Here is a 13,777-nt window from a genome sequence, read left to right on the forward strand (position 1 = left end):
GAAAGGCTAATACATTGTTATGTAATAAAAAACGCCAGCAGAACGGTTCCCTCTCCCCTTCGGGGAGAGGGAGAAAACCGTACCAGCAGCTTGAAGTATGACGAATAAAATACAAAGGACACACCATGCCCCTGCTACACCTGCTCCGACAAAATCCGGTCATTGCGGCCGTCAAAGATAACGCCAGCCTGCAATTAGCCATCGATTCCGAATGCCAGTTTATCTCCGTGCTGTACGGCAATATCTGCACCATCAGCAACATCGTCAAGAAGATCAAAAACGCCGGTAAATATGCGTTTATTCATGTCGACCTGCTGGAGGGCGCGTCTAATAAAGAGGTGGTGATTCAGTTTTTGAAGTTGGTTACCGAGGCGGACGGCATCATCAGCACTAAAGCGCCGATGCTCAAAGCGGCCAGAGCGGAAGGCTTCTTCTGCATTCATCGTCTGTTTATCGTCGACTCTATTTCCTTTCACAATATTGATAAGCAGGTGGCGCAGTCTAATCCGGATTGCATTGAAATCCTGCCTGGCTGTATGCCGAAAGTCCTAGGATGGGTAACGGAGAAAATTCGCCAGCCGCTGATCGCCGGGGGATTGGTTTGCGATGAGGAAGATGCGCGCAATGCGATGAAAGCGGGCGTCGCGGCTCTTTCAACCACCAATACCAACGTCTGGAAATTAGCAAAACAGCTTAATTAATTTATCGGCTTTGTTCCCGGGTCGCGGCGTAAACGCCATACCCGGGCTACCGGACCTGTTTTAGATATTGTGCTCGCGTCTTTGCCGGGCGGCGGCTGACGCCTCGCCCGGCCTACAAAACCACTCTCCCACAAAGCGCACGATCTGTAGGCCGGATAAGGCGCTAGCCGCCATCCGGCAGAATGGTTGGCACTATGCTTCTACGCAGGCGACCAGTTCCTCAAGCACCGGTAGCCAATCGTCAACAATACCAACATCCGCCTGAGAGAATACCGGCGCGCTGGCATCATGATTGATCGCCACAATAAACCGGCTATCCCGAACGCCTGCCATCAGCGCCGCCGCGCCCGATGCGCCCACCACAATGCAGACATCCGCCGCCAGAAGATGGCCTGAGATGCCAATCAGGCGATCGGCATCATAGCCGCCGTTCATCACCCGCGCACGGCTGTATCCCGCTTCCGCCCCCAGACGTTGCGCGATAGCCGCTATTTTTTCGGCATCAACGACCTCACCGCCCTGCCCGACAACCAGCACCTGATTCGCCTCCTGCAAGGGATGATCTCCCGAGCGCTCCACGCTTTCAACACTGATTAACCAGTTGGGTAAAACCGTCGGCGCAATATGGCGTGTCGTCAGATCGGCGGGAAAATCACCAGTCACGCTACCGCCGGCTTGCCGCGCCAGAGACAGGCACAGCGGTCGGGCGCTAAACCCCAGGGTAGCCGTCAATGCATTGCCCCAATGAGATTTGGTCACTCTACCCTCTTGCGCATTGACTGACAGCACCTGACATACGCTGCCGCCTTGTAAACGCCAGGCCAGCCTTGTTGCCAGCTCATCGCCCAAAATCCCGGCTGGAAATATCAACATATCGACCGGCGTCTGCCGCCACTGGACGACCAGCGCATCAAGAAGCTGCTCAGCAACTTCCGGTTCGGCATCAATAATCCAGCGTTCCACCTCCGCCTGACCAGGCTCATTTGTCGCCAGCCAGTGTCCCATCGCGGCGCGATCACCCGCTGTCATCACCATCGCTATCTTCATGGCTGCATCCTCTGGCGTAGATAACTCTCCCATAGCATCCTGGCTTTCTCCTGCGCCGTTGCCCCCTCGACAATAACCGCGCTGCGCCGCGGTTCCGGGCGAGTCAGACGCAAGCACTGAACCGCGGGCATCACCTCAGCGCTGACCGCCTGACGCACGACATCCGCCTTTGCCGCCGCCAGACGTTGGCGCATACCGGGCACCGCAAGCGCTACCTCACCGCACTGCCTGACGGCAATGACCACCGGTAGCCGCACCTTGCAACGGCGGATACCGTGGGTTGTTCGCTGCTCGATAACGATAAAAGGCGGCTCAAGGGTAAAGCGCTCGACCTGGGTGAAACAGGGCCAGTCCAGCATTTCCGCCAGCAGAAACGGCGTCTGGCCATTCTGCCCTTCGCTGCTCTGACAGCCGGTGACGATCAGCTCAGCACCGTGGCTGCGCTGCCAGTCGGCAATTTGCCCGGCAATAAACGATGGCGTAAAGCGTAAATCCGCAGCCACCTCCAGCAGCACCCGCTGATCAAATCCCAGCGCTGCGAAGTAGCACAGCCAGTGCAGCGCGCGTTCATCGCCAATGCTTAAGGCGGTCAGGTTCATCTCGCAGCCTGCATTGCGCTGGGCCAACAACAGCGCAGCCGCGGCCTGTTCATCGGCACCGATAGTGCAACGCAATAGCGAGACATCAGGGCCGCAGGTATCCCGCCCGGCGGCCTGCCAGTCCTTTTCAGCCAGCATGCTGGCATCAGGTTCCGGCTTAAACGCCAATAGAATGTTCATTTTTACCTCCTTGTCTTTGGTCGCCGCTTCCGGCCGCCACCAGCGGCAGCGCTTTGGTTTCCGGCGCCCACAGCCAGGTCACCACGAAGCCAACCAGCAATACCCCGGCCAATAGCAGCAGCGTCACCGTCATCCCCCATTGCGCCAGGGTCCAGGGCAGCAGGCCGGTGCTGATTGCGGCGCCGAGTCGGCTCATAGCGGTGGCGAATCCAACGCCCAGCGAACGAATGTCTGTCGGAAAACTTTCTGCGGGTAAAATCCCTACCAGGTTACTCACCGCCGAAATCGTGGTGCTGAATAAGACAAAAAGCAGCAACGTCCAGTGACTACCTTGAGGTAAGCAGGCCATCACGATTAATGTCGCCGCAAGCAGCAGAAAGCTGCCGAGCAGGAAATGGCGATGGGCCAGCAGATGGGTCAATACCAGGCCCAGCAGCGCGCCAACAATCAGCAGCGCATTCAGCATCAGGCTGGCGGTCAATGCATCTTCAAGGCCGATGGTTTCAGCAATGGTGGGAAGCCAGGTGTAGATAACGAACCATGGGATCACCAGACAGACAAAAAAGATGCTATTAAAAGCCGTGCGCCGCCAGTAGCGGGATGAGAACAGGGTTAGGATATGTTTATTCGTCTCTTTCGTTACCTCATCGCCCAGTTGTACGTGCATACCAAAACAGCGCTGCACCACGGCATGGGCTTCAGCAAACCGCCCCTGACGCATCAACCAGCGTGGGGATTCCGGCGTTCCCCAGCGCAACAGTGTGATGAGCAGTGCTGGCAGGGCTGACGATGCCAGCAGCCAGCGCCATGCATCCGGGTTTTCACTAATAAAATGATGTCCGGCAAGGCTTGCCAGGACGTAACCGACGGTCCATACCACGCTAAACGAACCGAGCAGAATCCCCCGGTGTTTGCGCGGCGAGAACTCGGCCAGCAACGTGTGGCCCACGGAGTAATCTCCGCCAAGGCCGATCCCTATCAGGACTCGCAAACCAATCAGCTGTTCGGGTGTGGTGGCAAAAAATTGCAGAAATGAAGCGACGGTAATCAGCACAAAGCTGAAGTTGAAAATTTTCTGGCGGCCAATATGATCCGAAACCCATCCCAGAACCAGGCTGCCGATAAAAAGCCCAAGCAGCGCCGCCCCGCCAATCATCCCGGCCATAAAAGGCGTCAGATGCATAGCAGGGGTCAGTTGAATAATGGCGTAACCGATAACGCCGAGGACATAGCCGTCAACCAGATGTGCGCCGAAGGTCAGCGCGGCAATGCGGCAGTGAAAACCGTTAAGCGGTAAATCGTCCATTCGCACCGGTGAAGTGTTCATTTCTATCCCTTCATGGTCCGATAAAAACGGCTTCCCGGTTGAGAAGCCGTGTCACTCTTATTTTTCAATCGGATAAATCGTTCCGGTATTCATGATACCGTTTGGATCAAACTGCTTCTTCAGCCCTTCCAGCAGCGGCCAGGCGCTACCGTGTTCCAGCTTGCTCCAGTGAACGCGATGTTTACCAATCCCGTGGTGATGCACCATCGAACCGCCGAGACGAATCGTCTCTTCGCAGATAATCTTGTTCAGCGGGTTGTGGTACTTATCGATTTCCTCTTCCGGCTTGCAGTCCACCACGTTGTAGTCGTAGACGAAGTACATGTTGGTGCCGTTCATGTAGCTATGTGAAGAGTGGCCGCCCAGCATGGTGATATCGTCCGCGTGAGGAAATTCGGTGCGGATGCGGTTGATCACGCTTTCATAGATTTCATGGATGCAGCTCCAGCAGCCGGAAACCTCGGTAGTGAAGCCCATATTGCCGGTTTTGAGGATCTGCACACGTTCAGCAGCCACTTTTTCCGGGCCCCAGTTCAGGTGATTAAACCAGGCTTCGATCAGCTTGCTGTCCACGCGCTGGCACTGTGGATAGCGCGCAACCACTTCCGCAATCCCTTCACCGGTCGCTTTCGCCATCAGCGGGTTGCCTTCCGCCATAAAGATCAGAACGCATTTGCCATCGGCAAAATGGGTAAAGTGTTGGGTGCCATCTTCTGCATCGTAAAGGCGAGCAATTGACGGGCGATACCCTTCCACCATCACTTCGCGCAGGATATTGAATCCAACCTTCATGTCATCCAGGATAAAGCCGTAGAACAGGTTATTTTCTGGGGTAAATTTGAAGATTTTCACTGTGACTTCAGTGATATAGCACAGCGCACCTTCGTTGCCGATAATGATGTGGCGAATGTCCGGCCCGGCGGCGCGGCGCGGAACGTTTTTGATGCGGGTGACGGTGCCGTCCGGCAGCACGGCTTCCAACCCGACCACCATATCTTCAATCGCCCCGTACAGCGTGGAAAACTGGCCGATGCTGCGGGTTGCCACCAGGCCGCCCATCTGTGCCAGCGGTTTAGACTGCGGTGAGTGTCCGGTGGTATAGCCTTTAGCCCGCAGCGCGTTTTCCAGAATTTCGAGCGGTACGCCACACTGCGCGGTCGCCTGCATATTCTCAATATCAATATTGAGGATTTGGTTCATTCCAGCGCCGTCCAGCACCACGGAATTTTCCACCACGGTTTCCAGGCCGCCTTCGGTCGCGGATGCACCGGTACGCGGAACGCCGTTGATTTTATGCTGGTTCATAAACGCCAGCACGTTGGAAACCTGTTCGGTCGAGCCTAACTTAACCACTGCGGCAGGCAGCGGCAGTGTAAAAACGCCATGGATGTCCGCATATTTACGAAAACGGTCAATACTATTTCGCTTTAAAACGGTTTCATCAGTAATAACGCGATCGGAGCCAACAATTTCTTTTAATTGGTCAACAATCGCTTCACGGGATAGAGACATAGTAATTCCTTCCTGATAATTAATTCGGAATATACACGTCATCCTTCAAACTGCCTCTTTGTTGGCTGCGCTCATAAACCCCAGTCACATAGTCATCTATGCTCCTGGGGATTTAATTCCCTTGCCGCCTCGATGCATCTTGAATGATTTTGTGTAATATAATAAATGGAAACAGAAACCACCGGTTACAAATTAACGCACCAGATAACCACCATCGACGACCAACAGATGACCGTTAACATAATTTGATGCCTGACTGGCTAAAAATACGGCTGCCCCCATTAAGTCCTGAGTATCACCCCAGCGATTTGCCGGGATATGATCGAGCACCCGTTGATTAGTTTCAGGATTGCTACGGGTAGCCAGAGTAATATCGGTAGCGTAATAACCCGGAGCGATACCATTAACCTGAATATTATACTGCCCTAATTCATCACAATATGCTTTTGTGAAACCGGCAAGCGCATGTTTAGTTGCTGAATAAGCCGGAGACCACTGTCCGCCAAGGTAAGAGAATAAAGAACAAATATTGATTATTTTTCCGCTGTTTTGCGGAATCATAATTTTTGCCGCTTCATAGCTCAGCTCAAATGGCGCCGTCAGGTTAACGTCAATCATCGGATCCCAATCCGCACGACCGAAGTCCAGAACCTTGTTCAGCTTACAAATCCCGGCGTTGTTGACCAGGATATCTACCGTGCCAAAGCGCTCGCAACAGGCGGCGATGATCTGCTGCGGGGCACCTTTAGCGGTGATATCCACTTGCATGAATTCAACCTCAACACCCTGTTTTTCAATCATTTCTTTTGTTTCACCGTTATCCTTCACAAAGCTTGGGATAAACAGATTTGCTCCGGCTTTCGCCAGCGCCATGGCAAAGGCCTGACCCAGCCCGCTATTGCCGCCAGTGACAATCGCCGTTTTACCTTTCAGTGAGAAGAAATCCATTGAGAATGCATTAAGAGATTCGATCGACATAGTTAAGCTCCAAATTCCTTTAGGCAAAAAAAAAGAAAGGCAACTTCCCCCGCAAGAGGGAAGTCACCTTTCTCATTATCTCTGGTAACTGGGGTAAATTTTTAACACAACGCTTAAGCATCTAATGTGATCGTAATCACAGATGAATCTTTCACTTCACAATCGAGCGTAAAACTACGAATCGTGATTATTCTCACACTAAATGTCAAGCTGACATGCTATTTCTAGTCACAATTACTAGAGACCTGAGAAAAGTAATCCACCTGAACAAGGCGGGTTTACTTTTCTCTTTTTTTCGTCTATACAAAATGAGATTACGATATGCAACAAACCTCATATCGCCGCTGGATAACGCTTGCCATTATTAGTTTCAGCGGTGGCGTCAGTTTCGACCTTGCCTATTTACGCTATATCTATCAAATTCCAATGGCTAAGTTTATGGGATTTAGCAATACCGAGATCGGCTTAATAATGAGCACATTCGGTATTGCCGCCATTATTCTTTACGCGCCCAGCGGGGTTATTGCCGATAAATTCTCCCATCGCAAAATGATTACTTCAGCGATGATTATTACCGGACTACTGGGTTTATTAATGGCGACTTATCCGCCGCTGTGGGTCATGCTTTGTATTCAGGTCGCCTTTGCTATAACCACTATTCTGATGCTGTGGTCAGTGTCAATTAAAGCGGCCTCTCTGCTTGGCGATCATAGCGAGCAGGGGAAAATCATGGGCTGGATGGAGGGGCTGCGCGGCGTCGGCGTGATGTCGCTGGCGGTATTTACCATGTGGGCATTTTCCCGCTTCGAGCCTGATGACAGCAACAGCCTGAAGACGGTCATCATCATCTACAGCGTGGTCTATATCCTGTTGGGAATCTTGTGCTGGTTCTTCGTTAGTGACGCTCCTCAGCACAGCAATGCGGAAAAAGAAGAGAAAAAAGCGTTCCAGCTCAGCGATATTCTCGCCGTTCTGCGTATTAGCACCACCTGGTACTGCAGCATGGTGATTTTTGGCGTCTTTACTATCTACGCCATTCTCAGCTACTCCACCAACTATCTGACGGAAATGTACGGTATGTCGCTGGTGGCCGCGAGCTATATGGGAATTGTGATCAACAAGATCTTCCGCGCCTTCTGCGGCCCGCTGGGCGGCATTATCACGACTTATAGCAAAGTAAAATCGCCGACCCGGGTCATTCAATTACTGTCAATTGTTGGAGTCGTAGCGCTGATCGCGCTGTTGGCAACCAACTCAAACCCACAATCCGTTGCCATGGGTATCGGCCTGATTCTGCTGCTGGGCTTCACCTGCTATGCCTCACGCGGGCTCTATTGGGCCTGCCCTGGCGAAGCGAGAACGCCAAATTACATCATGGGAACCACCGTCGGTATCTGCTCGGTCATTGGCTTCCTGCCCGATGTTTTTGTCTATCCGATTATCGGCCACTGGCAGGACACCCTGCCCCCGACAGAAGCCTACCGCAATATGTGGTTGATGGGCTTAGTCGCACTATGCATGGTGATCCTCTTTACCTTCCTGTTGTTCAGAAAAATACGTAGCGCCGATGCCACACCAGAAAACGAAACATCGCTGGCCGCTAACGCTACTGGCGAGTGATGGTGAAAATTTAAAGGAGAATAATAATGTCAAAGAAATACATCATTGGAATTGATGGCGGAAGCCAGAGTACCAAGGTCGTGATGTACGATCTGCAGGGAAACGTGGTCTGCGAGGGAAAAGGCTTGTTGCAGCCGATGCACACCCCGGATGCCGATACGGCTGAGCACCCTGACGACGATTTATGGACCTCTTTATGTTTCGCCGGAAAGGACTTGATGAGTCAATTCGCCGGACATAGAGAAGATATTGTCGGCATCGGACTGGGCTCCATCCGCTGCTGCCGCGCGTTACTGAAAGCCGATGGTACGCCCGCAGAGCCGCTTATTAGCTGGCAGGACGCCCGCGTTACCCGGCCCTATGAGCATTCCAATCCCGATGTTGCCTGGGTTACTTCGTTTTCGGGCTATTTGTCGCACCGCTTAACCGGCGAGTTCAAAGACAACATCGCTAACTACTTTGGCCAATGGCCGGTGGATTATAAAACCTGGGCGTGGAGCGACGACGACGAGGTGGTGAAGAAGTTTAATATTCCACGCAAGATGCTATTCGATGTGCAGATGCCGGGCACCATCTTAGGCCATCTTACCGAGCAGGCGGCTCTCTCCACCGGCTTCCCGGCTGGGCTGCCGGTGATCTGCACTACCAGTGACAAACCGGTTGAAGCGCTCGGCGCAGGGTTACTGGATGACGAAACGGCGGTGATTTCGTTAGGTACCTATATCGCCCTGATGATGAACGGCAAGGCGTTGCCAAAAGACCCGGTTGCCTATTGGCCAATCATGTCTTCCATTCCTGAAACCCTGCTGTACGAAGGATATGGCATTCGCAAGGGGATGTGGACGGTTAGCTGGCTACGGGACATGCTGGGTGAGTCCTTAATCCAGGATGCTCAGGCGCAGGGTCTGTCGCCGGAAGACTTGCTCAATAAAAAAGCCTCCGTCGTGCCTCCGGGCTGCAACGGTCTGATGACCGTGCTGGACTGGCTGACCAATCCCTGGGAGCCCTACAAACGCGGCATCATGATCGGCTTTGACTCCAGCATGGATTACGCATGGATTTACCGCTCTATTCTGGAGAGCATTGCGCTGACGTTGAAAAACAACTACGACAATATGTGCAATGAAATGAACCACTTCGCCAAACATATCATCATTACCGGCGGTGGTTCGAACAGCGACCTGTTTATGCAAATCTTTGCCGATGTGTTCAACCTGCCGGCCAGACGCAACGCCATTAACGGCTGCGCGAGCCTGGGGGCGGCAATTAACACGGCGGTTGCACTGGGCTTATATCCCTCTTATGAGAAGGCGATTGAAAACATGGTCCGGGTAAAAGATGTATTTATGCCGATTGAGAACAATGCCAGCCGGTATGAGGCATTGAATAAGGGGATCTTCAGGGATTTAACTCAACACACCGATGTGATTTTGAAAAAATCATACGAAGTTACCCACGGTAATCTGGATAACGTCGACGCGATTCAAAGCTGGTCGAACGCGTAATGGTACGCCGGGCGGATTGGGTATCCACCCGGCGAAATATCTAGGCAATATTCAGATATTTATGCGTCTGCATGGAGAGACGCCAGTTGCGGGCAATACAGGTTTCGATGCACAGGCGGGTCGCATCGTCCTTTTGGCTGATGGGTTGCAGCGCAATAATCCGTGGTTTGTCGTCAGCCAGCGTTTCCAGCAGTTCATCCAGCGCTTCGATATCGCGCACGCGCCCAACCGGATGTTTAATCTCATCCGCTCGCTGTAGCGCCTGAGACAGCACATCATAGCCACCGCGCATATTCACCTTTGGCGATACCGTCACCCAGGTATGGGGCGTACAGCGCACCTCGTGTGTGCCGCTGGTTTCTATCTGACAGCTAAACCCGTTTTGCTCCAGTAGCGAGGTTAACGGCGTTAAATCATGGATGCAGGGCTCGCCGCCCGTAATCACCACGTGGCGGGCAGTCCAACCCTGACGCCCGATGATCGCCAGCAGATCCTCGCCGCTTGCCGGACCCCACTTATCGCTCTCTTTGGTTTTTGCCAGAATGCTGAACAGCGACACTTCCCGATCGGCAAGCTTATCCCAGGTATGTTTGGTATCGCACCAGGCGCAACCAACCGGGCATCCCTGTAGACGAATAAAAATGGCGGGAACGCCGGTGAAGTAACCCTCGCCTTGCAAGGTCTGGAACATCTCGTTAATCGGGTACTGCATAATCGTCTCTGTCTGGGGTTATGAGCGCGCATTATCGCAGATCGCTGATAGTCAGGCAAAACTGCTTTGCTTTGCCTCTGATACGCTCAGTATCTTTACTGATACATTTATTTGGACAATTACTCGCTAAAATTCAGAAAATAATTAGATAAAATTATAACCACCGCGCTTAATATAGTTTTACAGAGCAATAACTCAAAAGGATATGACATGCTCAGAATATTCGTTGTTTTTATATTTATAGTGAACTTATCCGGCTGCGGCTATAACGACATCCAGGCCTATGATGAACAAACCAACTCAGCCTGGTCGGAGGTTCTTAACCAGTATCAGCGCCGCGCAGACCTTATCCCCAACCTGGTTGCCAGCGTTAAGGGTTACGCCAGCCATGAAAGTGAGGTACTGGAGGAGGTTACGCTGGCTCGCGCTCAGGCCAATCTCGCCAGCGGAAAATTACAACAGGCCCCCGACGACGCACAAAAATTAGCAGACTGGCAGCAGGCGCAAAGACAATTAACCCGCTCGCTTGGGCAATTAACCATTATCAGCGAACGTTATCCTGAATTAAAAGCACAAGAGTTATATAAGGATCTGATGACTCAACTGGGAGGCAGCGAAAACCGCATTGTTGTCGCCCGCGGTCGTTATATTAAAGCGATTGAAAAATATAACGTCACCATCCGCCAATTCCCTGCCGTCATGACGGCGAAGGTTATGGATTACCAGCCGAAGAAGAATTATCTGCCGGATGACGTTGCGACCATCAGCAAAGCGCCGACTGTTGATTTCAGCCAGCATTAACAGGAGGTTAAGCCGTGCGCGTCATCATATTTTTATTGATTGTCTTTAGTTTTCAATCATTCGCCGAACCTGTTCCTGTACCGGAACTGCGCTATCAGGTGACGGATTTAACCCACACGCTCAGCGAAGCGCAGACCAACGTTCTGACACAAGAGGTTCACGCAATACCCGGTCAGGCGGCCATTCTGGTGGTACCGACCAGCGGCGAAGAAACGATTGAGCAATATGCCACCCGGGTTTTTGATGCCTGGAAACTGGGCGACCAAAAGCGCGATGACGGCATTTTACTGCTGGTCGCCTGGCAGGATCATACGGTCCGTATCGAAGTGGGATACGGGTTGGAAGGCACCCTGACCGATGTGCAGGCTGGGCAAATCATCCGTCAGAAGATTATTCCGGCGTTTAAAAACGGCGATCTGATGGCGGGCCTGCAACAAGGGGTTGCCGCGATTGGCGCACATCTTGCCAGTGGCGAACAACTGCCGGTATCAACAAGTGCGCCAATGCCGTTCAGCGGGGGCTGGGCGCTACTAATTTGGGCGGTAGTGCTGTTATTCATTGCCATCAGAGGCGGGCTCAAAACGCTGGGCGTCATTTGTACGGTTGCCATTATTCTGGCGTTTGCGCTGCCCATTTCAGGCCATGCCGCTGGCTGGGGAAAACTGTTTGCCCTGCTTAGCTTCGCCACGCCGTTTATCGTGTTTTTGATTCTCATGATAACGCCGACCGCCGCCGGAAGAGCCTTCAGGAAAATAGTCCGGGCATCAAACACCGCGAAAGAACAAAAGAACGGTAGATCTTCAGGCCGTAGCGGCATTCGTGCCGGCCGCTCATCGCGTGATAATTTTCGCGGCGGCGGTGGGTCTTCAGGCGGCGGTGGCGCGTCCGGGCGCTGGTAACATTACTCCACGCAAGGGAATCATAATGCGTATTCTTCTTTTATTGCTGGCGCTGTGCGGATTGCCTGCGTTTGCTGACCAAACGCCGCCAATTTCCGATCTCACCAGTACGTTGGCGGCGGCAGAACAAATGCCCACTCGCCAGACTGAGATCGGGGGCGACATCTTTGAAGCATTAGCAGATCATTTGCTCGCTAAGCCGAAGCTGACCCTCCCCTGCTTCACCTTCACGCTGCTGATGATGGTTATCATCGTCGCCTTGTACCGATTCGGCTGTAGCAAAACGATTATTGCCGCGATTTCACTGATCACAATGTGTATGTGGTCCTTCGTTCTTCGAGAAGACGCTATCATGCGACAGATTGGGAACATTAGTTTCAGCCTGTTGATATTTATGCCATTGTTATCGCGTCTACGTAATATTTTCGTTAACGGCCGCATAATAATCGCGTCAATAAGCGATGTCGTGAAGGGCAAAAAAAAGAAGAACCCCTCCAGGGCAGGAAAAAAATCTCATGCATCGTCACCCGCTTCCGATTTAATTGAAAAGTCCAAAAGCAGAAAAAAAATAGCGGGCATCGTGCTGTTCATCGTAGTCGCATTAATTATCCTTGCCCTCTACCTGGATACCGAATGGTTAGCAAATGCCGCGAGTCGGTTCGTAGAATTTATCATCGCAGTCCTGGCGATTGTCGTCATTGTTCTCGGCGGTGGCTTTAAATCCGGAGGGGGCGGAGGCTCATCGTCCGGCGGTAGTTTTCGCGGTGGCGGCGGCTCTTCAGGGGGAGGCGGTGCATCCGGGCGCTGGTAGTCATGTCTTATTCAGGAGCAACAAATGCATATTAATCATTTTTTAGCCCAGCACCCCAGGCTATGTAAGTTTATTTTCGGTGCACTCTATTTTGCTGCCAGTATTTATCTGATCAAGGATATGGGCGCGAATCATTGGGGAACGCCTGTTCTGGCGATGCTGATATCGCTTATCGCTTTTGATGTACTTATTTACTTTTGTATTTATAGCTTAATCAACCCCACTCCCGAGAGAAAGGATCTCCGATGGGATTATAAGGTCTGGCAGCGAAAACGTATGAGCTTTCGCAATGTATCTCTCGACGACTTTGTCTCATATGTTACAAACGGTAGAAAATTCATCAGGATAATGATTATTGTGGGAATGGTGGTAATGAATATCGTGGTACTACGCGACCTGATGAAACAGTCCTTTTAATACCCGGGTATGCTGCTACCCCACTAAATATGACACCCCGCTGGTGCGGGGCACACCTAAATATATACCCTTTTTTATAATACTATTTTTACAAGACAACACTCTACCAACGTAATCATTACAAACATGCATTATTGAATAGCATCTAACCACATTATTTTAAATGATAAAAAATCAGACACTCATATTCTCGTGAAGTTTACCAAAATAGTGTACTTTCTGTACCAAAGTTGAAATTTCTGCATATCATCGGATAACAACAAAAGATACGAAAAATACGCCGAACCACCAGGGAGGATTTCCACGATATCGGTATGCGCCTTCCAGAAGAAACGTTGTCATACATTACTCATACATTTAAGGAAAGGCAGTAGAAACATGTTAAATGCATTGCATGGTTAATCCAGAGCCTAATTAGCTGAGTAATAGTTATGCTGACAACAAATTTAATATAGTTTTATTTTTGATGTAACAAAATATTAAAAAAACAGAAATAGAAATAAATACCTCAAAAATAAAAAAGCTTACATATCACTATTATACAAATTGATACATGAAATTATGAATTTATTGTCATTACCCGAAGTCCAACTTAATCCACTGAATCACGCAAGCTTAAGACAACCTTAACACACTGAAAAACATCTAATTTTTCATTTACCTTCCGT

Annotated in this window: 13 protein-coding genes; 7 read left to right on the top strand and 6 right to left on the bottom strand. The window is 51.3% G+C overall.

The genetic code is table 11. The annotated features are described in order from the left end of the window. Positions 1-125: 125 nt before the first annotated feature. Positions 126-701 carry a glycerol-3-phosphate responsive antiterminator gene (locus tag HV127_RS00960; protein ID WP_181485107.1) on the top strand — a complete coding sequence of 192 codons (576 nt, stop codon included), beginning with the start codon at positions 126-128 and terminating at the stop codon, positions 699-701. 192 nt (positions 702-893) lie between these two features. On the opposite strand, the gene HV127_RS00965 is transcribed toward HV127_RS00960, so the two are convergent. The 5 genes from HV127_RS00965 to HV127_RS00985 all read right to left on the bottom strand — a co-directional run bounded on the left by HV127_RS00965 (position 894) and on the right by HV127_RS00985 (position 6,344). After that, entirely contained in the window at positions 894-1,748 is an 855-nt protein-coding gene (locus tag HV127_RS00965; protein ID WP_220471435.1) for an electron transfer flavoprotein subunit alpha/FixB family protein, read from the bottom strand. Then, the gene (locus HV127_RS00970; protein ID WP_182234536.1) at positions 1,745-2,527 is read right to left on the bottom strand and encodes an electron transfer flavoprotein subunit beta/FixA family protein; all 783 of its coding nucleotides are present in this window, start codon (positions 2,525-2,527) and stop codon (positions 1,745-1,747) included. The genes HV127_RS00965 and HV127_RS00970 overlap by 4 nt, the downstream gene beginning before the upstream one ends. Then, positions 2,505-3,854 (bottom strand): MFS transporter, encoded by a 1,350-nt coding sequence (locus HV127_RS00975; RefSeq protein ID WP_228727440.1) that lies wholly within the window; start codon positions 3,852-3,854, stop codon positions 2,505-2,507. Before HV127_RS00975 ends, HV127_RS00970 begins: the two co-directional genes overlap by 23 nt. Before the next feature lie 57 nt (positions 3,855-3,911). Then, positions 3,912-5,366, bottom strand: coding sequence for an FAD-binding oxidoreductase (locus tag HV127_RS00980; RefSeq protein WP_182234538.1), 1,455 nt, complete (start codon positions 5,364-5,366; stop codon positions 3,912-3,914). 192 nt (positions 5,367-5,558) lie between these two features. Next, complete coding sequence (locus tag HV127_RS00985; RefSeq protein WP_110275863.1) at positions 5,559-6,344, bottom strand: SDR family oxidoreductase; 786 nt, start codon at positions 6,342-6,344, stop codon at positions 5,559-5,561. Between the two features lie 321 nt (positions 6,345-6,665). Here HV127_RS00985 and HV127_RS00990 point away from each other — a divergent pair, with 321 nt between their 5' ends. Then, complete coding sequence (locus tag HV127_RS00990) at positions 6,666-7,964, top strand: MFS transporter (protein ID WP_182234540.1); 1,299 nt, start codon at positions 6,666-6,668, stop codon at positions 7,962-7,964. Between the two features lie 26 nt (positions 7,965-7,990). Next, the gene (locus HV127_RS00995) at positions 7,991-9,469 is read left to right on the top strand and encodes an FGGY-family carbohydrate kinase (protein ID WP_182234542.1); all 1,479 of its coding nucleotides are present in this window, start codon (positions 7,991-7,993) and stop codon (positions 9,467-9,469) included. Positions 9,470-9,509: 40 nt separating this feature from the next. On the opposite strand, the gene queE is transcribed toward HV127_RS00995, so the two are convergent. Next, entirely contained in the window at positions 9,510-10,181 is a 672-nt protein-coding gene (gene queE, locus HV127_RS01000; protein ID WP_181485099.1) for a 7-carboxy-7-deazaguanine synthase QueE, read from the bottom strand. Positions 10,182-10,391: 210 nt separating this feature from the next. Here queE and HV127_RS01005 point away from each other — a divergent pair, with 210 nt between their 5' ends. From HV127_RS01005 to HV127_RS01020, 4 genes are read left to right on the top strand one after another with little or no spacing between them, the layout of a single operon-like run. Further along, positions 10,392-10,982, top strand: a complete 591-nt coding sequence (locus tag HV127_RS01005; RefSeq protein WP_182234544.1) for a LemA family protein — start codon at positions 10,392-10,394, stop codon at positions 10,980-10,982. 14 nt (positions 10,983-10,996) lie between these two features. Continuing rightward, positions 10,997-11,881 carry a YgcG family protein gene (locus HV127_RS01010; RefSeq protein ID WP_182234546.1) on the top strand — a complete coding sequence of 295 codons (885 nt, stop codon included), beginning with the start codon at positions 10,997-10,999 and terminating at the stop codon, positions 11,879-11,881. Between the two features lie 25 nt (positions 11,882-11,906). Further along, entirely contained in the window at positions 11,907-12,692 is a 786-nt protein-coding gene (locus HV127_RS01015) for a hypothetical protein (RefSeq protein WP_182234548.1), read from the top strand. 24 nt (positions 12,693-12,716) lie between these two features. Further along, the gene (locus HV127_RS01020; RefSeq protein ID WP_228727441.1) at positions 12,717-13,109 is read left to right on the top strand and encodes a hypothetical protein; all 393 of its coding nucleotides are present in this window, start codon (positions 12,717-12,719) and stop codon (positions 13,107-13,109) included. Positions 13,110-13,777: the final 668 nt, after the last annotated feature.

This window comes from Klebsiella sp. RHBSTW-00215, from assembly GCF_014103785.1.
Lineage (GTDB): Bacteria > Pseudomonadota > Gammaproteobacteria > Enterobacterales > Enterobacteriaceae > Klebsiella.